Source organism: Pseudodesulfovibrio tunisiensis (assembly GCF_022809775.1).
Taxonomy (GTDB): domain Bacteria; phylum Desulfobacterota; class Desulfovibrionia; order Desulfovibrionales; family Desulfovibrionaceae; genus Pseudodesulfovibrio; species Pseudodesulfovibrio tunisiensis.
Map to the genome: position 1 here is coordinate 1,841,538 of NZ_CP094380.1, position 20,019 is coordinate 1,861,556.

At 62.1% G+C, this 20,019-nt stretch carries 26 protein-coding genes; 12 read left to right on the top strand and 14 right to left on the bottom strand.

Annotation, left to right across the window (positions count from 1 at the left end):
* Positions 1–14: 14 nt before the first annotated feature.
* The 5 genes from yfcE to rplU all read right to left on the bottom strand — a co-directional run bounded on the left by yfcE (position 15) and on the right by rplU (position 3,760).
* Positions 15–596 carry a phosphodiesterase gene (gene yfcE, locus MPN23_RS09105; protein WP_243543898.1) on the bottom strand — a complete coding sequence of 194 codons (582 nt, stop codon included), beginning with the start codon at positions 594–596 and terminating at the stop codon, positions 15–17.
* Positions 597–720: 124 nt separating this feature from the next.
* The gene (proB, locus tag MPN23_RS09110; RefSeq protein WP_243543899.1) at positions 721–1,881 is read right to left on the bottom strand and encodes a glutamate 5-kinase; all 1,161 of its coding nucleotides are present in this window, start codon (positions 1,879–1,881) and stop codon (positions 721–723) included.
* A 49-nt stretch (positions 1,882–1,930) separates the two neighbouring features.
* Complete coding sequence (obgE, locus tag MPN23_RS09115) at positions 1,931–3,040, bottom strand: GTPase ObgE (RefSeq protein ID WP_243543900.1); 1,110 nt, start codon at positions 3,038–3,040, stop codon at positions 1,931–1,933.
* Between the two features lie 118 nt (positions 3,041–3,158).
* Entirely contained in the window at positions 3,159–3,428 is a 270-nt protein-coding gene (gene rpmA, locus MPN23_RS09120) for a 50S ribosomal protein L27 (protein WP_243543901.1), read from the bottom strand.
* Positions 3,429–3,448: 20 nt separating this feature from the next.
* Positions 3,449–3,760 (bottom strand): 50S ribosomal protein L21, encoded by a 312-nt coding sequence (rplU, locus tag MPN23_RS09125; RefSeq protein WP_243543902.1) that lies wholly within the window; start codon positions 3,758–3,760, stop codon positions 3,449–3,451.
* A gap of 245 nt (positions 3,761–4,005) precedes the next feature.
* On the opposite strand from rplU, the gene MPN23_RS09130 reads away from it, so the two are divergent.
* Positions 4,006–4,437: a hypothetical protein gene (locus MPN23_RS09130; protein WP_243543903.1), complete on the top strand. Its 432-nt coding sequence runs from the start codon at positions 4,006–4,008 to the stop codon at positions 4,435–4,437.
* Here the strand turns inward: MPN23_RS09130 and MPN23_RS09135 are convergent.
* From MPN23_RS09135 to MPN23_RS09150, 5 genes are all read right to left on the bottom strand, one after another.
* Positions 4,403–5,152, bottom strand: a complete 750-nt coding sequence (locus MPN23_RS09135; RefSeq protein ID WP_243543904.1) for a ComF family protein — start codon at positions 5,150–5,152, stop codon at positions 4,403–4,405. The genes MPN23_RS09130 and MPN23_RS09135 overlap by 35 nt on opposite strands.
* Before the next feature lies 1 nt (position 5,153).
* On the bottom strand, positions 5,154–5,759 hold the full coding sequence (locus MPN23_RS09140; protein WP_243543905.1) for a flavodoxin family protein: 606 nt from the start codon (positions 5,757–5,759) through the stop codon (positions 5,154–5,156).
* The gene (locus MPN23_RS17035; RefSeq protein WP_279388661.1) at positions 5,752–5,883 is read right to left on the bottom strand and encodes a hypothetical protein; all 132 of its coding nucleotides are present in this window, start codon (positions 5,881–5,883) and stop codon (positions 5,752–5,754) included. The genes MPN23_RS09140 and MPN23_RS17035 overlap by 8 nt, the downstream gene beginning before the upstream one ends.
* 130 nt (positions 5,884–6,013) lie before the next feature.
* The gene (locus MPN23_RS09145) at positions 6,014–6,634 is read right to left on the bottom strand and encodes an MBL fold metallo-hydrolase (RefSeq protein ID WP_243543906.1); all 621 of its coding nucleotides are present in this window, start codon (positions 6,632–6,634) and stop codon (positions 6,014–6,016) included.
* The gene (locus MPN23_RS09150) at positions 6,634–7,152 is read right to left on the bottom strand and encodes a nitroreductase family protein (RefSeq protein WP_243543907.1); all 519 of its coding nucleotides are present in this window, start codon (positions 7,150–7,152) and stop codon (positions 6,634–6,636) included. The genes MPN23_RS09145 and MPN23_RS09150 overlap by 1 nt, the downstream gene beginning before the upstream one ends.
* Before the next feature lie 155 nt (positions 7,153–7,307).
* On the opposite strand from MPN23_RS09150, the gene MPN23_RS09155 reads away from it, so the two are divergent.
* The 7 genes from MPN23_RS09155 (at position 7,308) to MPN23_RS09185 (ending at position 12,484) form a co-directional block, all read left to right on the top strand.
* Positions 7,308–7,862, top strand: a complete 555-nt coding sequence (locus tag MPN23_RS09155) for an RNA polymerase sigma factor (RefSeq protein ID WP_243543908.1) — start codon at positions 7,308–7,310, stop codon at positions 7,860–7,862.
* A complete protein-coding gene (locus MPN23_RS09160; protein WP_243543909.1) occupies positions 7,855–8,436 on the top strand; it encodes a glycogen-binding domain-containing protein in 582 nt (193 codons plus the stop codon). The genes MPN23_RS09155 and MPN23_RS09160 overlap by 8 nt, the downstream gene beginning before the upstream one ends.
* Positions 8,420–9,172, top strand: coding sequence for a hypothetical protein (locus MPN23_RS09165; protein WP_243543910.1), 753 nt, complete (start codon positions 8,420–8,422; stop codon positions 9,170–9,172). Before MPN23_RS09160 ends, MPN23_RS09165 begins: the two co-directional genes overlap by 17 nt.
* Before the next feature lie 93 nt (positions 9,173–9,265).
* Positions 9,266–10,222, top strand: a complete 957-nt coding sequence (locus MPN23_RS09170) for a tetratricopeptide repeat protein (protein WP_243543911.1) — start codon at positions 9,266–9,268, stop codon at positions 10,220–10,222.
* Positions 10,223–10,241: 19 nt separating this feature from the next.
* Positions 10,242–11,183 (top strand): helix-turn-helix domain-containing protein, encoded by a 942-nt coding sequence (locus tag MPN23_RS09175; RefSeq protein WP_243543912.1) that lies wholly within the window; start codon positions 10,242–10,244, stop codon positions 11,181–11,183.
* Between the two features lie 275 nt (positions 11,184–11,458).
* A complete protein-coding gene (locus tag MPN23_RS09180) occupies positions 11,459–11,605 on the top strand; it encodes a hypothetical protein (RefSeq protein ID WP_243543913.1) in 147 nt (48 codons plus the stop codon).
* Positions 11,606–11,770: 165 nt separating this feature from the next.
* A complete protein-coding gene (locus MPN23_RS09185) occupies positions 11,771–12,484 on the top strand; it encodes a hypothetical protein (RefSeq protein WP_243543914.1) in 714 nt (237 codons plus the stop codon).
* 317 nt (positions 12,485–12,801) lie between these two features.
* On the opposite strand, the gene MPN23_RS09190 is transcribed toward MPN23_RS09185, so the two are convergent.
* Entirely contained in the window at positions 12,802–13,155 is a 354-nt protein-coding gene (locus tag MPN23_RS09190) for a helix-turn-helix transcriptional regulator (RefSeq protein ID WP_243543915.1), read from the bottom strand.
* Positions 13,156–13,249: 94 nt separating this feature from the next.
* On the opposite strand from MPN23_RS09190, the gene MPN23_RS09195 reads away from it, so the two are divergent.
* Complete coding sequence (locus tag MPN23_RS09195) at positions 13,250–13,462, top strand: hypothetical protein (protein ID WP_243543916.1); 213 nt, start codon at positions 13,250–13,252, stop codon at positions 13,460–13,462.
* Between the two features lie 466 nt (positions 13,463–13,928).
* Here the strand turns inward: MPN23_RS09195 and argB are convergent, their stop codons facing one another.
* On the bottom strand, positions 13,929–14,837 hold the full coding sequence (argB, locus tag MPN23_RS09200) for an acetylglutamate kinase (protein WP_243543917.1): 909 nt from the start codon (positions 14,835–14,837) through the stop codon (positions 13,929–13,931).
* Positions 14,838–14,956: 119 nt separating this feature from the next.
* The gene (locus MPN23_RS09205; protein WP_243543918.1) at positions 14,957–16,048 is read right to left on the bottom strand and encodes a TOBE domain-containing protein; all 1,092 of its coding nucleotides are present in this window, start codon (positions 16,046–16,048) and stop codon (positions 14,957–14,959) included.
* Between the two features lie 143 nt (positions 16,049–16,191).
* Here MPN23_RS09205 and MPN23_RS09210 point away from each other — a divergent pair, with 143 nt between their 5' ends.
* Positions 16,192–17,385: a putative sulfate/molybdate transporter gene (locus MPN23_RS09210; protein ID WP_243543919.1), complete on the top strand. Its 1,194-nt coding sequence runs from the start codon at positions 16,192–16,194 to the stop codon at positions 17,383–17,385.
* An 85-nt stretch (positions 17,386–17,470) separates the two neighbouring features.
* A complete protein-coding gene (locus MPN23_RS09215; RefSeq protein WP_243543920.1) occupies positions 17,471–18,319 on the top strand; it encodes an amino acid kinase family protein in 849 nt (282 codons plus the stop codon).
* Between the two features lie 46 nt (positions 18,320–18,365).
* Here the strand turns inward: MPN23_RS09215 and MPN23_RS09220 are convergent, their stop codons facing one another.
* The gene (locus MPN23_RS09220; RefSeq protein ID WP_341540113.1) at positions 18,366–19,286 is read right to left on the bottom strand and encodes an MJ1477/TM1410 family putative glycoside hydrolase; all 921 of its coding nucleotides are present in this window, start codon (positions 19,284–19,286) and stop codon (positions 18,366–18,368) included.
* 280 nt (positions 19,287–19,566) lie between these two features.
* Between MPN23_RS09220 and MPN23_RS09225 the strand changes: the two genes are divergently transcribed.
* Positions 19,567–19,998, top strand: coding sequence for a CsgG/HfaB family protein (locus MPN23_RS09225; RefSeq protein ID WP_243543921.1), 432 nt, complete (start codon positions 19,567–19,569; stop codon positions 19,996–19,998).
* Positions 19,999–20,019: the final 21 nt, after the last annotated feature.

Genomic DNA, 20,019 nt, shown 5'->3' on the forward strand with positions numbered 1-20,019 from the left:
AAGGCCCTACCCGATTACGCTGTTTTGGCCGCGATGTGAAGCGGCGCGCCAATTCCGGGCTCGTCCGAGGCGATCTCCCGGCCCTCGATGTCCAGCACGTGAAACACGTTGTTGTCCAGCAGGCCGAAGGTCGGAGGCAATCCCTGCTTGGGCAGGGATACGGACCCGGGATTCCAGATGTGGATGCCGTCCTGCACCTCGGCCTTCCACACATGGGTGTGGCCGTAGGCGAATGCATCACCCGGCCGCAGCAGGGGCAGGTTGTCGGGACTCCACATGTGCCCGTGGGTCAGGAACACGCGCCGGGTTCCCACGGTCAGCCACGAGTAGTCAGCACTGACCGGAAACTTCAGGACCATGCCGTCCACTTCGCCGTCGCAGTTGCCGCGCACGGCCATGATCCGGTCCGCACGCTCGTTGAGCATCCGGGCCGTGGCAAGGGTGTCGTATCCCTCGGGCAGCCGATTGCGCGGGCCGTGGTTCAGGATGTCGCCGAGAAGCACGATCCATTCCGCGCCGTGCCGATCGGCAGCATCAAGCGCAATTTCCGTACGCAGGGCCGAGCCGTGCAGATCGCTGGCAAAAAGTATCTTCATGTCGGGATTGTCCGGGTTGCTGACACGAACACTGTCGCGCCGGGGTGAAACAGGAAAGTCCACCCGCCCCGATTCATGGAAGCCGGGGCAGGAGGAATGCGAAAAAGCGGGATCAGGCGAACCGTCAGATGGCTGCGTCGAGCAGCAGGTTGTCGCGATGCACGGCCTCGATGAAGGAAACCGGACCAAGCACGCCGGGCAGGTCGTCCGAATGCATGCCCTTGATCCGATTCAGTTCGTCCGAGGAAAAATTGGTCAGGCCCACGCCGAGGGATTCGCCGTCCCGGGTCTTGACGAACACGAGCGCGCCGCGCTGAAAGCAGCCGCTCGCCTCGAGAATGCCGGCCGGAAGCAGGGACTTGCCCTTCTTGAGCAATGCCCTCGCCGCGCCCTGATCCACGATGATGGAGCCGGACGGGTCGTCGTGATACGCGAGCCAGAACTTCTTGCTGGAAACCGTGTGGGACTCGGGCAGCACCAGAGTACCGCGCTCCTCGCCGTCCAACACGGAAATCAGATCGAATTCGCCCTTGCCGGACACGATCAGGGTGGACACGCCGAGCTGGGCCGCACGCCGCGCCGCCCTGAGCTTGGAGTACATGCCGCCGGTGCCCACGTTGGTCTTGCCCTCGCACATGGACTCGATGTCCAGCGACGCAATGTCCTCGACCACGGGCATGCACCGGGCATCCGGGTGTTCGTCCGGATTCCTGTCGAACACGCCGTCCGCGGACGTCAGGTTCACGAACAGGTCCGCGCCCACCAGACCGAGGCACATGGCGCCCAGAGTGTCGTTGTCTCCGAACTCCAGTTCGCGCACGGCAATGGTGTCGTTTTCGTTGATGATGGGAATCACGCCCCAGTCCAGAAGGCGTTCCAGCGTGTTGCGGGCATTGAGAAAACGCTCCCGCCGCTTCAGGCCGTCGCGGGTCAGGAGCACCTGCGCCGTGACCTTGCCGAACCAGCCGAAGGCCTCGTCATAGTCGTGCATCAGGCGGCTCTGCCCAATGGCGGAAGTGGCCTGCCGCGCGGGCAGGTCCGCAACCACATCGGTCTTGGCCATCGTGGATTCGGCAATTCGTCTGCGCCCGGCGGCAACAGCCCCGGACGAGACCAGCACGATTTCCAGGCCCCGGTCATGCAGTTTGGCGAGCTGTCCGGCAAGCCGGATCATGGCTTCGCGATTCAGGCCGTCGCGGGTCGTGAGAACCGCGCTGCCGACCTTGACCACGATGCGCCGGGCATTGTCCAAAAGATGCTTTCTCTGAGTGGCGGCGTTCGTCATGGGCGCGAATGTAAGCCCGAAGTTCGAGACTGGCAAGTCGGGGATGCGGCTATTCCGCGATTTCCCCTTGGGAATCCGACTCGGCCTCGGGCGCGGCGTCAAGATCCGCATCGGCTTCGCCGTCGGCAGCCTCGGCCCGGTTCATTTCCCGGAGCCTGTACCACATCTCGTCCAGCAGAAGCTGCACGCCCTCGCCCGTGAGTGCAGACATGAGATACACCTGCCTGCCGGATTCGGCCACGCGTTCCCGCAGGGCCGCAAGCTGTTCCGCGTCGAGCAGATCGATCTTGTTGATCACGAGAATCTGGGTGCGCTCGGCCAGCACCGGGCTGTACTCGGCCAGCTCCTGATCCAGAATGGAATACCCGTCCATGGGGTCATCCATGTTCAGGTCTTCGCAGGACAGGATGTGAACCAGAAACCGGGTGCGTTCCACGTGCTTGAGAAAGGTGTGGCCAAGGCCGATGCCCTGACTCGCGCCTTCCACGAGACCGGGAATGTCCGCAATGACCATACGCTTGAAATTCTCGCCTTCCACCACGCCCAGATTCGGGACCAGCGTGGTGAAGGGATAGGCTGCGATTTTGGGCCGGGCAGCGGAAACCGTTGAAATAAAAGTGGATTTGCCCGCATTGGGCAGACCCAGCAGGCCCACGTCGGCCAGAATCTTGAGTTCCAGACGGATGCGCTTTTCCTGACCGGGCTTGCCGGGTTCGGCATAGCGGGGAGCCCGATTGATCGAGGACTTGAAATGGATATTGCCCCGGCCGCCGCTTCCGCCCTCGCAGATCACGACGTCCTTGCCGTCCTCGGTCAGATCGGCAATCAGCTGTTCCGTGACCTTGCCGTTCTCGTCTTCCGAGACTTCGTACACCAGAGTGCCCACGGGCAGGTCCACATACAGAGGCTCGGCAGCCCGGCCGTACTTGTCCCGTCCCATGCCCTGCTCGCCGCTGCGAGCCTTGTACACGCGCTTCAGACGAAAGTCGTACAGGGTGAGAAGCCGGGATGAAGCCCGGAAAATGACGTCGCCGCCCTTGCCGCCGTCGCCGCCGTCCGGTCCCATCTTGGGACGGTTGGCCTCGCGCCGGAGACTGGCACAGCCGTTCCCGCCCTTGCCGGACGCAACGGTGATGGTCGCCTCGTCAACAAACCGCATCCTGTCCTCCGAATCATGCGGACCGCACTCGGGTCCGTCGTGATCATGCAATACAAAAAACGGGCAGGAGGCGCTTTGCAGCGTCTCCTGCCCGGGTCGAAATCTCGTCTTCGCGGGACTAGGCCTCGGTCGGAAGCACGTGCACGCGGGTCTTGACAGTCCGCTTGCGGGTGTACTTCTCGTACTTGACCTGACCGTCGATCAGGGCGAACAGGGTGTAATCCTTGCCCATGCCGACGTTCTCGCCCGGATGCACCTTGGTGCCGAGCTGACGCACGAGGATGTTGCCAGCAGCCACTTCCTGACCGCCGAAACGCTTTACGCCACGCCGCTGACCTTGCGAGTCGCGGCCGTTCCTGGAACTACCACCAGCTTTCTTATGAGCCATGATATCCTCCCTTCAGGCAACTAGGCCTTGATGGATTTGACTTTCAGTTGAGTGTAATCGTGGCGGTGGCCCTGGGTCTTGCGAGCATCCTTCTTGGGGAGCTTGTGAAAAACGATGACCTTGGGTCCGCGGATGTGGCCGAGGACTTCGCATTCCACGGCAGCGCCTTCCACGTAGGGAGCGCCGACCTTGGTGTCGCCGTCGTTGTCCACGAGAAGAACCTTATCGATGCTCAGATTTTCGCCGGCTTCGGCCTTGAGCAACTCAACATTAAATTCAAGACCTTCTTCAACGCGGTACTGCTTTCCGCCGGTCTCGACGATTGCAAACATAGTAGAACCTCCAATTCGTAAGAGGGGGCTTATTAGCTGTTGACGCCCCGACAAGTCAAGCCCCCGGGACGTGTTTGTGAAAAATTTTTCCAAGCCGGATGGAACTACCGCATTCCCGGTCCGGTGGCAAGCAAAATCAGGAAACCGAACCGGAATCCCGATTTTGTTTTCGGGTATATCCAACAAAACAGGTCTGTTGTCAAAAATATCGGGTTCTGATACCTTTTCGCAATTTTGGAGGTTTCATGCATCGACTTTCCCGTTTTTTCGCCATCGCGACAATTGTTTTCTTCTGCGCACCGTTTTTCGGCTGTGCGCCGAAGCACGCCCACAAAAACGAAGCGGCCATTGTCCGATGCGAGCCGCCTTCCTGCGCCCGCACCCTGTACTACCCGGACATGCGGCTGCAATATTCGCTGGTCAGGGATGCCGAAACCGGGCAATTCGTGCTTCAGGGCACGGCCGAACCGCGGAATCCGCCGCAGAACGCGGTAATCGACATTGCGGTGCTGGACGTGGACCTAGTCCGCGACACCACAGTGGCCCAGAGCTTTTCCATTCCCCTGCTGGGCACTTCCGCAGCCGGACCACTCCGCTTTCATCACGTGTTCACGGCGGATGGCGGGTTCGACGGTCTCTCCTTCAACTGGGACATCCATTTCCGGGAACGGCAGTAGCCCCTTCCCCGGCCCGGGACAGGACCAGCACGGTCACGGACGCGGCTCCGACCCGCTTCAAGGTCCGTGCGCACTCCCGCAGCGTGGCTCCGGTGGTGTACACGTCGTCCACCAGCATCAGATTTCTGTCCTGCACCAGTTCCGGATCGGCTCGAAACGCGCCCTTGATGTTCACGGCCCGCCCGGCAGCGTCCAATGATGTCTGCGGCGGAGTATGCCGCACGCGCTCCAGACACCCCGAATCCACGGGCCGCGCCAAGGCCCTGCCCACGCCGTGCGCCAGTACGAGACTCTGGTTGTACCCGCGCCAGACCAGCCGCCTGCGGTGCAGGGGGACCGGCACCAGCGCGTCCGGCACGGGCAGTGTCCGCGCCGCCCGGGTCGCCAGCTTCACAAGCAGATGTTCCCGATTCAGTCCCTGACGAAACTTGTATCCGAGGATGAGTTCCCGGAGCCGCCCGGCATGACGGCCGTAAAAGGCGAGCGCGTCCCACGGGGGTGGATTCAAGCGGCAATCCAGACACGGTGCAGCGGGTGCATTTCCATCCCCCCACATGGTCCCGCACACCGGGCAGAAGCCCCCGATCCGGGGCGCCAGCTCCCGGGCGCAATGCGGGCACAGCATGGTTCCGGCAGGCACGAGTGCGCCGCACGAAAGGCACCGGGTCTGATCCAGCCCCAGACAGCGGGCCACGGCGCGCCATGTCCGACGCACGTCACACGGCCTCGCGCCATGCGCAGGCACCCATGTCGCGAACAATGCGACTCCATTGCGCATCTGCGGAAAGGTCGCCGGGCGCGTCCATGCCCCGCACCTCGACATGCTCGCCCTGAACGAGATTGAAATTCCGGGCAAAGTACTTGAGGGTCAGTTGCGAGCCCTCGAACAGCCGTTCCCCCACGGGACGCCCAGCCACAAGCACGGTATGCGCCTTGCGCGCAGGCAGGTCAGCAATCCACGGTTCCCTGTTCATGCGCGCGCCCCAGAACTGCTGGGAACGGTCGATCCACGTCTTGAACCGTGAAGGCAGATGATAGAAATAGATGGGCGACACAAAAAACACGGTGGCCGCATGAAACAGCGGTTCGAAGAGTTCCGCGGCCTGATCCTCGGCAGCCAGAACGCATCGCGAATCCAGCTCCCGGCCCACGGCTTTGTCGCAGAATCCGCAGGCCTTGCAGGGAAGCACCTCGTACGCGCGGACATGCAGAATCCGCGCGCTGCCGCCTGCGCTGCGCACGCCCTCGGCAACCAGTTCGGCAGCCATGTCGCTGTTGCCGCCCTTTCTGTGGCTGCCCGCGTAGATCACGGCTTCAGGCATCGGAATCCTCCCGGGAATACACGGGCTCGCGCCGGGTCAGACGCACGCGCACATATCCGTCCAGTTCCTCGGATGCCATGTCCCACTCGGGGTACATGTCCAGGGCGTGACGTATCTGGTCCACGCCCGAAGGCTGCACCAGAGCCTGAACCTCGTCGGTCCGGCCAAGACGGAGGTACCAACCTACCTCCAGACTGATGCCTCAACATTTGTCGCGCACGTCGACCAGAATGGGGTCCGCCATGCCAGCACTCCTAGAATCCGGTAAAAAAGGGATTGTGATTCATCTCGTCGCCGGCCGTGGTCTCGGGGCCATGCCCGGAATACAGCACGGTTTCGGGCGGCAGGGTGAAGATATGCCTGCGCACGGACTCCTTGAGCCTGTCCAGATCACCGCCTGCAAAATCCGTCCGTCCGATGGAACGGTAGAAGATCAGATCGCCCACGAACGCAACCCCGGCCTCGGGAAAATGAAAGGTCAGGCTGCCTGCGGAATGTCCCGGCGTGGCAAAAACCGTGCATCCGGCACCGGCAAAGGTGAATTCGCCCGGCTCGATGGCCTGAAACGCATACTCCGGCACCGTGGGAAGCCCCATGACGCCGCCTCGGCCCAGACCGTCCTCCAGCAGATACGCATCCTCGCCCGAGGCAAGGATCGGCGCGCCCGTGGCCTCGGCCAGAGCCTTGTTGCCGTAGGTATGATCGAAGTGCAGATGCGTGTTCAGAATGTGCGTCACGGTCAGGCCATGTTTCTCCACATGCGCCAGCACCGGGGCCGGGTCTCCGCCCGGGTCCACCACAACGGCCTCGGTTCCGTTGGCCAGCACATAGCAGTTGGTCTCCAGCGGTCCCAGTGGGAACAGGGATATCTCCATCAGAATTCCTCCAGAAGCAGTTCGGCCAGATTCTTGCGCGAGGATGCGCCCGCAGTTGCGGGGTGACCAAGCGCGATCACGGCCTGTAGCTCGTATTCGTCGGGGGAAAGGGAAAGCGCGGACAGGGCCGCGTCCTGATCATTGATGATCTGGCCGAGCCAGACTGCGCCCAGCCCGAGGGCATGGGCGGCCAGCAGCATGTTCTGCACGCAGGCCCCGGCCCCCTGATGATCCTTCATGGGGCTGTACATGGCGGAACGTTCCAGCAGCACGGCGATGAGCGCGCCCGCAGTACGCACGATGTGCGCGTATCTGGTGCACGCCTCCAGCCTTTCGCGCCGGGGATCATCCGGCAGAATGACCAGAAAGCGCCACGGCTGGTTGTTCAGCCCGCTCGGGGCCCAGCGCCCGGCATCCAGAATCGTGAGCAGATTCTCACGGGAAACCGGGGCGTCCGTATACTTGCGAATGCTCCTGCGCTCCAGAATGGCCTGGAGAACGGAATCAGTGCCTTGCATGTCGTGTCTCCGGGTTGGAATATGATCCCGTTTCTAGCCCAGCCCGGGCCCGGGGGCAAGGTCTGCCGATTCATTCGTGACCCTTTTGCGGTCCGGGGCGTATATGGTACATGCAGATGAGCCGTGCCCGCCAAGTGCGGGACTTGGGAAATCCTATGGAAGAAAGCCGGGAAGCGGAAGCCATACGAGACGTGCTCCGGGGGAATCCCCGGGCATTCGAGATGCTGGTGCGCAAATACGAGCGCCCGGTGTACAATCTCATGCTCCGCACCGTGGGCAACGAGGGACATGCAGCCGACCTCGCCCAGGAGGCTTTCCTCCGCGCATACGAAAAGCTCGGGACCTTCCGCAACGGAAAGCGGTTCTTCCCGTGGCTGTATGCGATTTCCCTGAACGTATGCCGGGACTGGCTCCGGCGACAGGGCCGCGATCCCCACGTCTATGTGGAGGATGCGAACCGCCTTGCCGAGGCCGGAGCCGCGTCCCAGCAGGACACCCTGCAAAGTCGTCTGGACGGACGCAGGATGTTCGACGCCATGACCAAACTGCCCCTGGCCTATCGCGAAGCGCTGGTCATGCGATTCCGCGAGGAATTCTCCATGCGGGAAATCGCCCAGGCTCTGGACATCAGCGTCAGCGGCGCGAAAATGCGGGTGAGCCGGGGGCTGGACATGCTCAGAAAACAATTCACGGAGGCGTCCGATGACTGACGAAATGCAGACGTTGTTGGACAGAAGACTGCGGGAGGCGATCCGCCACCTGCCGGAAAAGGAACCGCCGCCGGATTTCACGGCGCGGGTCATGACCGAACTTGAACCCAGGCCGGCTTCCGCATGGGCGCGCTTCCGCATGTGGCTTTCACGGCCCATCCGGATCACCGTGACCCCGGCCCGGCTTGCGCCTGTGCTGGTCTGCACCGTGGCCGCCCTGCTCGTGGGCGGCTGGTTCGGCATGCGCTCCACCCCGCACACCGCTCCGAGCATGCATGCGGCCACGCTTCCGGTCACGTTCGTGCTCAGGCAATCCGCACCCGAAGTGCGTTCCGTGGCCGTGATCGGCTCGTTCAACGACTGGAATGCGGACGGGTATGAAATGCTGTACGATGCCTCGGGCAAGGCATGGGTGCTCCGCGCCCAGCTTCCGCCCGGCGACCATGAATACGTGTTTCTGGTGAACGGGGACCGGGTCATGCCCGACCCCGGAGCGGCCCTGACCCGAAACGACGGGTTCGGCAACCGCAATTCCGTACTTTTCGTCAATCCGACCAATGGACAGACATTGTAGTTTCGCACGATTTTTCGCCGCCCTGCTCATTGCGGCTTTTGCGCTGGCACCTCTGACCACCCCGCTTCCGGCCCATGCCGACAGCGGGGCCAGACAGTGCGCCATTTCCCCGGAAACCCTGCAACGTCTGGACAGGGTTGCCGGGGATGACGCGCTCATGAAACGCACCATCCTGAACGTGCTGGACGAGGCATGCGAGGCTTCCCTGCCCATGCGCCATTTCGACGGCAAGCTCGCCGAGGGGCTGGCCAAACGCGTGCCGCTCGACGTGCTGGCAGAGGCGCTTCGCCAACGGCTGGCCAACTACCGCACCGCCGCGGACCTGTTGCGCAAAGGCACCGGGAGCGTGGATTCGGAATGTCTGGAAATCATGGGCGAGGGGGTGAGTTCCGGCGTTCCCTCGCAGGACTTTCAGACCTATGCCGCCACGTTCGGCGGCAACCCTGTCGAACCATTCCGCACGGGCGCGGAAATGGTCGCCCTGCTGGGGCAGGCGAATTTCGACTTCGGCCTGACCCTGTCCATGCTCAGGGCCGGATTCAAGGCCGACGCCCTTTCCCCGGACTGGCGCTTTTTCGTGCGCGTGGTTCTGGCCGCGCGCGCCAGAGGCATTTCCGACCCGGAAATAGCCGAGGCCGCCACAGCCGCACTCGCCAACCGCGAGCCTGTACGCGAGGCCATGGCCCGCCTCGGATTTACCGATCGCAGCCTTTCCGGCCGGGAAGATTCTCACTGACAACTTCGCCTTTTTTTGTGACCCTGCACCTTGTGGGAGAGTATATCCTTGCAAGGACATCTTGAATCGCGATGCAAACCCCGGGAGTCCCGAGTGAACAAGTTCATGCTGCCGACACTGTTGGCACTGGCGCTGACTCTGTCCGCGTGCGCCAAAATGGTCGGTCCCTACTATCTGGAACAGGAAAAATACGCCAAAGGCATCGAGGTGCTGGAGCAGAACCTGCGCGAGCACCCCGACGACGCGGAATCCGCCTACTACATCGGCCGATTCCACCTTGCGCTCAAGGAGGCGAAACAGGCGCTGCCCTATCTGGAACAGGCCCAGCGGCTGGCCCCGGACAATGCGGACTATCGGTTCTGGACCGGAGTGGCCCACTGGGCGCTGCTGGACTTCGACGCGGAACGGGCCGCCTATCTGGAGACCCTGCGCATCGACCCGGACCACATCCCCGCAAACCTGTATCTGGGACACGGCTATCTGGATCAGGGACAGTGGGCAAAGGCCCTTGTGCAATACGACACGGTCATCAAGCTCGACAAACACAATCCCGAGGCCCTGTACAACCGCGCCGCAGCGCTGGGGCAGCTCGAAAAAACCAAGATGGAACGCGCGGCATGGAAGACATTCCTGGAAGCCTACCCGGACGGGAGCCTTGCTCTCGCGGCAACGGAACGGCTCAATCTGCTCGGGGATTTCACCTACCGCAATTTCATCATCGGCAAACGCAACGTCACCCTGCGGGCAATGGCGTTCAAACCCGGGACGGCCCGCCTGCTCCCGGACAGCAAGGAATCGCTGCACGTGCTCGCTGCCATGATGACAAACAATCCGTCACTGCGGATACATGTCGTGGCCTATGTGCAGGGCAATCGGACACTGGCGGAGCAACGCGCCCGCAGCGTCAGAAGCTACATGCTGTCCGGACATCCGGAATTCGATCCCGAAAGGCTGCCTTTGAGCTGGTTCGACAGCGCCGAAATCGTCAGGACCGGAGGCAGAGCCCTCCCACTGAACGAGTCGGTGCAATTCATCACCGCAACACGCTGACCCGGCTGGAGGTACTGACATGAATACGAGACTCAGAAAGATATTCGGCTGGCTGGCCCTGCTCGGACTGGTCATGATACTGACCTGTCCCGCAGCCTTTGCCCAGACCGACGACACCGCCACGGACACCACCGCAGGCGATACGGCAACGACCGGAGACACTGCCACCGACGGAACAACCGGTGACACAACGGATACGGGCGAAACCGGAGATGCCGCCGACACCGGCGAGCAGACCGGACCGGAATTTTCCAACCCGACACAGGCGGCCAAGGCCGAAGCGCTGGCCGAGGCTGCCGCCGAAGCCGCGGCTGCGGAAAACGCCGAAGCCGTGGATGCCGCCGAATCAGCGGTTTCCGAGGCACAGGCAGCCGTGGATGCAGCGCAGGCAGCGGTTGACGCAGCCGAGACCGACACGGATCTGACAGCGGCGGAACAGGATCTGGCAACAGCGCAGGAAGCCCTTGCCGAGGCGCAGACCGCTGCGGATCAGGCCGTGGCCAACGCGGCGTCCGTGGACGTGGCCGGCATCGCCTCCATGCGCGATGAAGGCATGGGGTGGGGAGAAATCGCCCATGAACTGGGCGTGCATCCCAGCACCATCGGTCTGGGACACCGCACCCGGGCACAGGCCGCGACCAAGTCCAGAGGCGTTGGCCGGGAAAAGGCTTCCGTGGGCACCAGGGCCAATCCGGGCCGGACCAACAGGGACATGAAGACCGGCATTGCCAAGACTCCCGGAGTCTCCGGAGGCAAGGGCAGCAAGGCCGTGGGCCTGAGCCGTGCCTCCTCCAAGGCCAAGGGCGGAGCCAAGGGTTCCAAGTCCTCCAAGGACAGTTCCGCCAGCGGCGGCCGGGGCAATTCCGGCAACAGCGGCAAGGGCGGAGGCAACTCTGCCGGCGGCAAGGGCAAGGGTGGCGGAAACGGCAAGGGCGGAGGCAACGGCGGCGGCAAGAAGTAACCGCCCTCTCCTCTTCTTCCGAAAAATATCCAGCAGGTCCGGCAACATGCCGGGCCTGCCTTTTTCATCCCCTTGCCCGGCTCTGCAATCGGCCTTATTCTGATTACAGGAAAGGCAAAAAGGCGTCCCGCAGACGCCCCCGGGGCAGGCGGCCGTGGCTGGAGGATTCCGGCCGGGGCCGCTGCGATTTTACGCTCCTCGAAATCAGCCACGCCCCCTAACGCCCGACCCGGTTCGCGCCGATAAGACAGGCAAGAACCAGGGAGGGTGCCGCCATGACAACCATACGTTCACGCCTGCAACATCATTTCAACCCGTTGCACGTGTACTGCCGTTTGCGCGGCATGGGCATTGCCCACAAAACAGCCCGCTCCCTGACCTTCTGCTACGAACGCCTTGTCTACCGGCTCGTTCTCGCCTGATCGCATCCCGACTCTCAACCAACTGCGTTTTCACACCTTTTCAGCACACCTGAAACCGCCCGCCGATTCCCGTGCGGGTGCCGTTTTCTCAGCAAGCCTTTTTCGGTTGCCAAGACCGAATTCGGATGAAATTATGCCGCCTCATTTCAATGCGGAGGCACAAGCATGCTCATATATCTGGGGTTCGACGATACCGACGACCTTGACGCACCCAAAGGCACCGGACGGCTGGTGCGCGAATTCACCGCGTCCCTGCCCGAAACCTGCCATGTGCGCGGCGTGGTGCGGCACCAGCTCCCGCGCATGGACGACATCCCGTTCACGTCCAACAACAGCTCGGCCTGCGCTCTTGTCGAAACCGATGACGGCATGGACATTTCCCGGCTCGTACAGCTCGCCACGGAGCATCTGCTGCGCGAATGCGCGCCGGGCAGCGATCCCGGTCTGTGCGTTGTGCCGGAACACGCGGTCACCCCGGAACTCGTGGATTTCGCCAAGCAGACCACGGGCCGCCGCCAGACCCAGCAGGATGCCATGGACGCGACACGCAGCATGGAACTGCACGGACTCGGCGGCACCAACGACGGCATCATCGGCGCGGCCGCAGCCGTGGGCCTGACACATTTCGGCTGGTGCGGCCGGTTCATCGAATACGGCGCCCTGCGCTCCCTGCGCGCCCCCCTGACCGTGGGCGATGTGGAAAACGCGGGCATTCGCGTGGTGTGCGTGGATCGCGACCCGCTCGTGCCCCTGCCGCAGGATGCCATTGCCGATGCCTACTGGATTCGCCCGTCACTCTGGGCAGGAACCCCCACCCTTCAGGTCCGACTGCGTGAACCCGGCATATGGGAAACCGCTCACGGCAAACGGAAGAAGTAGGAAGCCTCCGGCGGCCAGAGAACCTTTCGAGAAAGGTTCTCTGGACTCTCCAAAGCTTTCTGGTTCTACGCCGCCTGTGAGGTTGCAGAAACTTGAAAGGCTCGTATGGCGGCGTAGGGCGATGCGGAAACGCGGGTACTTGTCCTGTCGAATGAAGAAATTACCCCGTAAGTGGGAATGACAAACAGCCCGGAGAATGTCTCGCCAGAGCATTCACCGGGCTGTTTGTCATTCCCACTTACAGATGGGGTCGAGGGGCCTTGCTCCTCGCGGGTGCAGGGCTGGCCCTGCCCTCCCCGGAGGGGTCGCCGAAGGCCTCATTCCTCCTTTTTCTCGCGATACAACCGGATGAAATTGTCCAGAGCGTCGCGCTGGCGTTCCATGTGATGAATCCACGCGTCGAGCACTTCCAGCCCTTCGGCCGTAACCGAATACACGCGCTTGGCCGGGCCGTCGCCCTCGGCATCCCATTCGGACCGCACCAGCCCGTCCTCGTCCATCTGCCGCAGATGCCGATACACCATGCCCGGGGGCGCATCCCCGCGCAGAAATCCGAACTCCGCAATGCGCTGAATCAATTCATATCCGTAGGACGGACCATCCCGAAGCACCATGAGCAGCGATGGCTGCATGTAACGTTGAGGCTTGCCGCCTCCGGTTTTTTTCGACATTTCCAGCACGATCCTTCTTGACTATATGTTCTTTGAGGATATATGTTGACTATAGATCAATATCCCAAAAGTCACAAGACCACAGGAGGGAGCCATGACCAAGATTTTCGTACGTGAACGCCGCAAGGTGGAAAAGGGAGAAAAGCGCCCGAGATTCCGCATCGTTGGAGTTTCCGGGGACGATCTCAAGATTTACACCAAACACGCCCGCCGGGTGGAGCTCATCGCCATTGCCGAGGCAACCGGCGCGGAAATCGTGTACCTGCCCGCCGACGGCAAGGGCCAGGGCGGCGGCAAGGAAGAGTAGGAATGCCTTCGGCGACCAGAGAACCTTTCGAGAAAGGTTCTCTGGACTCTCCAAAGCTTTCTGGTTCTACGCCGCCTGCAAGATCGCAGAAATTTGAAAAAATCGCATGGCGGCGTAGTTGAGCGCGGAAACGCGTTGAGCTGCCCTTTCGAATAAACAATCACCCCGTGAACGGGAATGGCAAACCGCCCGGAGAATGTCTCGACAGAACATTCACCGGGCGGTTTGCCATTCCCGTTCACAGATGGGGTCGAGGGGCCTCGCTCCTCGCAGGTGCAGGGCTGGCCCTGCCCTCCCCGGAGGGGCCGCCGGAGGCCACGCCGCAGATCGCCGAAACCCGAAGCAGGCGGGCTCAGGATGATGAGATGCAAGGCGCAAGAAAAGGGCAGGATCGACGCGTATTCCCATACGCGAGAGTCTGTCCTTTTCGCAGCAACGCAGCAGATTGCCGTCCTGAGACCGCCTGCTAGTCTTCGACGATTTCGGTGCCTATCCCTGATTGGGTGAACAATTCCAGCAGCACGCAGTTCTCCACGCGCCCATCGATGATGTGCGCCTTTTCCACGTGCGGCAGGGCTTCGAGGCAGCACTTGAGCTTGGGAATCATGCCGCCGGTGGCAGTGCCATTTTCAATGGCCTGAAACGCCTCGGTGCGGGTCATGGACGTGATGAGCTCGCCGTTCCGGTCGAGCAGTCCGGCCACATCCGTGAGCAGATGCAAGCGCTTGGCCTTGAGCGCGGCAGCCACGGCTCCGGCAACGGAATCCGCATTGATGTTGTAGGTATTGCCGTGCTCGTCCACACCCACGGGCGCAATGACCGGAATGAATCCTTCGCGTTCGAGGGAACGGATCACGCCGACATTGACCTCGGCAACCTCGCCCACCTTGCCCAGATCGATGATCTCGGGCGCGGCGTCCTCCTTTTCAATGGCAAGTTCCTTGGGCTCGGCGCGAAGGAGCAGGCCGTCCTTGCCGGACAGGCCCACGGCCTTGCCGCCGTGCAGATTGATGAGATTCACGATCTGCTTGTTGACCTTGCCTGCGAGCACCATTTCCACAACGTCCATGGCAGCCTCGTCCGTAACGCGATAGCCCTGACGAAACACGGTGGGAATGTGCAGGGCTTCAAGCATCTGGCCGATCTGCGGTCCGCCGCCGTGCACGACCACGGGATTGATGCCGATGTACTTCAGCAGGATGATATTCAAGGCAAACGCGCGCTTGAGCTCCTCGTCGATCATGGCGTTGCCGCCGTACTTGACCACCACGGTCTCCCCGTAGAATTCGGAGATGTAAGGCAGGGTCTCGATGATGGACTTGGCCTGATGCTGATACCGCTTCATGTCGCGCTGGTTGATGGGCTCTTTCTTCATGATTCTCCTCGGCGGATGTCCGATTGTTGGCCGGGATTGTTGCCGAAGCGGAACCGCGTGTCAACCGCTGCGGATCGCGCCGGAGCAAAGGAGATGCGACAATTCCGCAACAATCGCATCTAGGGCGTGAGGATCACGGAAAACGCGCTGAACAGCACCCATGCCGAGTCGCCCGGCGACAGGTCCAGCCGCTTGCGACTCTCCTCGGTGATCACGGAACAGACCGAACTTTCGTCGTCCAGCGCAACCTCCACTTCCGTGGACACCGCGCCCCGGTTCACGGATGTCACGCGCCCGGCAAAGGTGTTGGCCGCGCCCGAATCCGGGCGGCTGTCCGCACGCATGACCACGACCCACGGCGCCTTGACCTCGGCAGTGGCATAACCGCCTTCGGACAGGGCCAGCCCGTCCAGACTGACATTGGTGATGACCGAGGACAGCACATGGCCGCCCAAGGCCTCCAGAACGACCTCGGACTGGATGTCGCCCCGGTTGATGCGGGCAATGCGTCCGTAGAACCGGTTGCGCGCGCTGGTCTTCTTGCGGTTTTCGCGGTCAAGGTAATACTGCGCGGACCGGGTCACGTCCGAAGGGGAAAGCTCCATGACCCGGGACGGCAATCCCGCGTCGGCCATGCCGAGAAGGCGATGGGCCACAGGCAGGGGCATGCCCTCGCGCAGCATCTCGATGGCCCGTGACCGCCGCAGGATTCCAGGCGCGCCCAGCGTTCTGTCGAATCCGGCGGCCTTGGCCATGGCATAGCAGGTCTTGCGCACATGTGCGGGCTCCAGCGCAAACAGATGTCCGGCGAACGGCTTCAGATCCGAATCGGCTCCGGCCTGCTCCAGTTCACGGATCAGGGAACGCGGCACCGGAATTTCCCGAACGCCCTTTTTCTCCGACTGAACACGCACCAGCTTTTCTTCCGCGTCCACGTCGCCACGGTCGTTCAGAGCCACGGCTTCGCCCAACCGCATTCCGGTATGCCGAAGCAGCAGAAACAGCAGCAGCATGCGCCTCCTCGACGCACGAAAATCGCGGCGGCCCGCCTTTTCCGCCCAGTCGCGGAACTCCTTTTCCAGAGCGGCCAGTTGCAGCGTATTCAGATACGGCACGTCATCCGGTACGGAAAACGCCCGGGACAGGGCGACTCCCCGGACCTCGGCATCACGCTCCGCCTGCTCCAGAAGCTTTTGCAGCAAACCTTTCATGTGGTATCCTGTATTTCCAACCGAGGAACCGATTGACAATTCCACACCAGTTGGGATAGTTTTACTAACATGTTTTTCTGAAAAAGCGTGTCAGTAAAATGAACTTCTGTCAAACAGTCCTCAAAAAAACACTGGAAGCCGACATGACAGCACGATTCAACCGCATGGAATGGGCCGGAGCCGTGGGAGACCTCGGAACCCTGTTGCCTCTCGCCTTTGCCATGATCATGATGAACGGCCTGTCCCCTACCGGACTGTTTCTCTCCGTGGGGCTCTACTACATTGCCGCGGGCATGTATTTCCGCGTTCCCGTGGCCGTACAGCCCATGAAGGTCGTCTCGGCCTATGCCATTGCCCAGACCCTGAGTCCGCAGAGCATCACGGCCTCGGGCATTCTTCTGGCCGCGACCCTGCTGATTCTCGGTCTGACGGGACTGGTGGACCGCGTTTCCCGGCTCACGCCCAAAAGCGTGATCCGCGGCGTGCAGCTCACCACGGGTGTACTTCTGCTGGCCAAGGGCGTGTCGCTGGTCATGGGCACCCATGCGTTCCAGCTGAGCCGACAGGCCGTTGAACCCTTTCTGGCCATGCAGCACCTCGGCCCGATTCCCATGAGCCTGATCATGGGCGCGATCTTCGGCGTAGCCACCCTGTTTCTGCTGGACAACAGGCGATTTCCGGCAGGCATCGTGGTGGTGGGCGTAGGCGCACTGGTCGGCGGGGCACTGGGAGCATGGCAGGAACTGGCCAAGGTTTCCCCGGGCCTGCATCTGCCCGACATCCTGCCCTTTGGCCTGCCCGAAGGTCCGGATTTTTCTCTGGCCCTGCTCGTGCTTGTCCTGCCGCAGGTGCCCATGACGCTGGGCAATGCGGTCATCGCCAACCGCGACCTGAGCCATGAATACTTCGGCGAGCAGGCATCGCGGGTCACGGACCGCGCATTGTGCGTGAGCATGGGGCTGGCCAACGTGCTGGCCGCGCTGATCGGGGGCATGCCCCTGTGCCACGGCGCAGGGGGACTGGCCGCGCACTATCGTTTCGGCGCGCGCACCAACGGCTCGAACCTGATCGTGGGAACCATGTTCGTGGTTCTGGCCCTGCTCCTCGGAACCGGGGCCGTGGCCGTGCTGCACCTGATCCCGCTGGGCGCGCTCGGCGTGCTCCTCATCTTTGCCGGAGCCGAACTCGCCATGACCGTCCGGGACATGGAGGAGCGACAGGACATGTTCGTGGTGGCAGTCATGCTGGGCATTGCTCTGGCCGCCAATCTGGCCTGGGGATTCGCCGTGGGCATCTGCCTGCACTACCTGCTCAGGTCGGACCGTTTCACCGTATAACGTGGTTGCACCTTCCTCGACCAAATGATCTATTGTCGAATGAAGGTCCCTGAAAACGTCACTTCAACTCTCAGAGGAAAACAATATGGGCAAGCTCATCAAGGAACAGGAAGAAAAAGGCAGGCTGCACATCGATACTCCGCTCATGGGCGAATCCCTGGTGGGCAAGGACCTGCTTCGCAAGACCGAGGCGGACGAGTATTTCCGCATGCAGCCGGACGTGAACGTGCTCAAGATCGGCGGGCAGTCCATCATGGACCGGGGCGCCAAGGCCCTGCTGCCCATTCTGGACGAGCTGATCAGGGCCAAGGACGAGCACAAGCTCATCCTGATGACCGGCGGTGGCACCCGCGCCCGCCACGTCTACAACATCGGCGTGGACCTCGGCATGCCCACGGGCGTGCTGTCCAAACTCGGGGACAAGGTGTCGTGGCAGAACGCGGAAATGCTCTCCGTGCTGCTGGCCAAGCACGGGGGCGTGAAGATCGGCCACGGCGACCATCTGGAACAGCTCACCATGTACTGCCAGCTCGGTTACCTGCCCATCACCTACGGCATCCCGCCCTACGGATTCTTCGAGCATCCCGCGGAACTCGGGTCCATCCCGCCGCACCGCACCGACTCGGGCGCATTTCTGCTGGCCGAAAACATCGGCGCGAAATCCCTGATCTACCTGAAGGATGAAAAGGGGCTGTACGAAAACGACCCCAAAAAGGCGAAAGACATCGATGCGCTGAAGTATTTCGACCGCATCCACGTGGACGAACTCATTGCCATGGACCTGGATGACCTGATCGTGGAACGCCCGGTGCTCACGTTCCTGAAGAACGCGAAATGCCTGAAGGAATTCCAGATAATCGACGCCCTCCGCCATCCCGAACACATCTCCGCCGCCCTGAACGGCGAGCATGTGGGCACCATCATCTACAAATAGTCCAACGAGTCATGCGGCCCGGCACACCATGCGCCGGGCCGCTTTTTCATTTCTGCGGAACCAGTTCGTCCAGCATCCGATCCGGATCGGCCCGGTACAGCAGCATGGGCAGCCCGGTTCCCCGCGCGTCCACGCAATACCGCTCCATGTCTGCGGCAGGCACGTATTCCACGTTCATGAGCTTGCTGCCATGCTCCGCATAACGGGCAAGCAGCCGAATGCGATAGGCCGCATCCTCTGCCGTGGTGTTGAAGAACAGGCTTTCCACGCCCACCCCGTCGATGCTCGCCAGCAGATCGCGCTGCCGGGATTCGGAGGCGTGCTCCACGATGCCCAGTCCGTTCTGCATGACCACCAGAAAATCCCGGCCCGCGGCCTTGCGCCCGTATTTGGCCACGCGCCCGATCAGCCGAACCATGTCGTCCGCGCGCATGGTCAGGGAGTCGTCCTGCGAGCCCCAGAACCAGTACGCGTCCACGATATCCAGATACACGCCATCGAACCCGGCCTCGGCAATGCGGTCCAGATACGCCTTGAGCACGGTCCACCACGACCGTTTCCAGTACCGGACCTTGAAGTTCCCGGGCCAGTCCGGGTTTTCCGGTCCCATAAACCCGGGCGGATCATCGGCCCACTCCTCTTCCCAGTAGAAACGATAGGTTTCGGCCTCGCCCACGGAAAAGTAGGCCAGCACCAGCGTGCCCGCATCCCGCAACCCGGCGATCTCCTCACGCGTGAACCGATCCTCGTCCCTGCCGGTCCGGGAATAGTCCACCACCACGAGATCAAGCCCGGCCCGCCCAAGCGCATTCAGATCCGGAGCCTGAAGCCAATAGCCCCACGTTCGCGCCGAAGCCAGCCTCTGACGGGGCGAGGCTTTTCCGGCATTGTCCGCAGCACTCGCCGAACTCGCGGCCAGAAGCAGGACTCCCCCCCAGCAGAAAGGCCAGAAACAGGCTCTCCCGATGCTCGAAAATCATGCCCGCCCCCCTTTGCGTATTGTATTTTTCCACTTCATATGTGATTGAATACCGAGAATCCTCTTGTTGCAACCTACGGCCTTCGGGGAAAAAAGTCATCCGCAGGCCACAAGTACACATCCCGGTTCGGGACATGGGAGACATGATGAAACGACTCGCCCTGCTCTGTCTGTGCCTTGCATGGCTGCTTGCGGCCTGCGGCGGTTCGTACCGCCAGTCGCATGCAACAACCCTTCGGCAACAGGTCATTTCGGGAAGAAGCTTGCCGTGCTGCCGCTGGTCAACCTGACCGCGCACCCGCAGGCCGGCCGCGCCGTAGGCGACATTCTGACCACGGAATTGTACGCCACGGGGAAATTCACCATTCTGGAACGCACCGCCATCATCGAACGAATTCTGGATGACGAGACCGATCTGGATTTCGTCATGACCTCGGCCGTGGCCCGGCGCATCGGCAAGGACCTCGGCGCGGGACTGGTCATATTCGGGTCCGTGTCGGAATACCGCTACATGCGCGGCATCGACCAGAACCCGGCCGCCGGAATGAATCTGCGCATGCTGGACGTGGATACCGGGGAAATCCTGTGGGCGGCCAGTTCGTCGCGTTCCTCGGGCTGGTACCGCATCTCCCTGAATCAGATATGTCAGGAAGCGTGCCGTGACATGGTCGCAGACCTTGTTGCCACGCGCGTACCCTGACCCGGCAACAGCTTGAGGGAA

Excerpts from the sequence above, each read along its gene's own strand:
- argB (WP_243543917.1), bottom strand. The coding sequence starts at position 14,837 with ATGAAGAAAGAGCCCATCAACCAGCGCGACATGAAGCGGTATCAGCAT.
- MPN23_RS09205 (WP_243543918.1), bottom strand. The coding sequence starts at position 16,048 with ATGAAAGGTTTGCTGCAAAAGCTTCTGGAGCAGGCGGAGCGTGATGCC.
- MPN23_RS09175 (WP_243543912.1), top strand. The coding sequence starts at position 10,242 with ATGAATACGAGACTCAGAAAGATATTCGGCTGGCTGGCCCTGCTCGGA.
- MPN23_RS09215 (WP_243543920.1), top strand. The coding sequence starts at position 17,471 with ATGGGCAAGCTCATCAAGGAACAGGAAGAAAAAGGCAGGCTGCACATC.
- MPN23_RS09160 (WP_243543909.1), top strand. The coding sequence starts at position 7,855 with ATGACTGACGAAATGCAGACGTTGTTGGACAGAAGACTGCGGGAGGCG.
- MPN23_RS09130 (WP_243543903.1), top strand. The coding sequence starts at position 4,006 with ATGCATCGACTTTCCCGTTTTTTCGCCATCGCGACAATTGTTTTCTTC.
- MPN23_RS09145 (WP_243543906.1), bottom strand. The coding sequence starts at position 6,634 with ATGGAGATATCCCTGTTCCCACTGGGACCGCTGGAGACCAACTGCTAT.
- MPN23_RS09165 (WP_243543910.1), top strand. The coding sequence starts at position 8,420 with ATGGACAGACATTGTAGTTTCGCACGATTTTTCGCCGCCCTGCTCATT.
- rpmA (WP_243543901.1), bottom strand. The coding sequence starts at position 3,428 with ATGGCTCATAAGAAAGCTGGTGGTAGTTCCAGGAACGGCCGCGACTCG.
- MPN23_RS09185 (WP_243543914.1), top strand. The coding sequence starts at position 11,771 with ATGCTCATATATCTGGGGTTCGACGATACCGACGACCTTGACGCACCC.
- obgE (WP_243543900.1), bottom strand. The coding sequence starts at position 3,040 with ATGCGGTTTGTTGACGAGGCGACCATCACCGTTGCGTCCGGCAAGGGC.
- MPN23_RS09210 (WP_243543919.1), top strand. The coding sequence starts at position 16,192 with ATGACAGCACGATTCAACCGCATGGAATGGGCCGGAGCCGTGGGAGAC.
- MPN23_RS09150 (WP_243543907.1), bottom strand. The coding sequence starts at position 7,152 with ATGCAAGGCACTGATTCCGTTCTCCAGGCCATTCTGGAGCGCAGGAGC.
- MPN23_RS09190 (WP_243543915.1), bottom strand. The coding sequence starts at position 13,155 with ATGTCGAAAAAAACCGGAGGCGGCAAGCCTCAACGTTACATGCAGCCA.
- yfcE (WP_243543898.1), bottom strand. The coding sequence starts at position 596 with ATGAAGATACTTTTTGCCAGCGATCTGCACGGCTCGGCCCTGCGTACG.
- MPN23_RS09140 (WP_243543905.1), bottom strand. The coding sequence starts at position 5,759 with ATGCCTGAAGCCGTGATCTACGCGGGCAGCCACAGAAAGGGCGGCAAC.
- proB (WP_243543899.1), bottom strand. The coding sequence starts at position 1,881 with ATGACGAACGCCGCCACTCAGAGAAAGCATCTTTTGGACAATGCCCGG.
- MPN23_RS09180 (WP_243543913.1), top strand. The coding sequence starts at position 11,459 with ATGACAACCATACGTTCACGCCTGCAACATCATTTCAACCCGTTGCAC.
- rplU (WP_243543902.1), bottom strand. The coding sequence starts at position 3,760 with ATGTTTGCAATCGTCGAGACCGGCGGAAAGCAGTACCGCGTTGAAGAA.
- MPN23_RS09155 (WP_243543908.1), top strand. The coding sequence starts at position 7,308 with ATGGAAGAAAGCCGGGAAGCGGAAGCCATACGAGACGTGCTCCGGGGG.
- MPN23_RS09195 (WP_243543916.1), top strand. The coding sequence starts at position 13,250 with ATGACCAAGATTTTCGTACGTGAACGCCGCAAGGTGGAAAAGGGAGAA.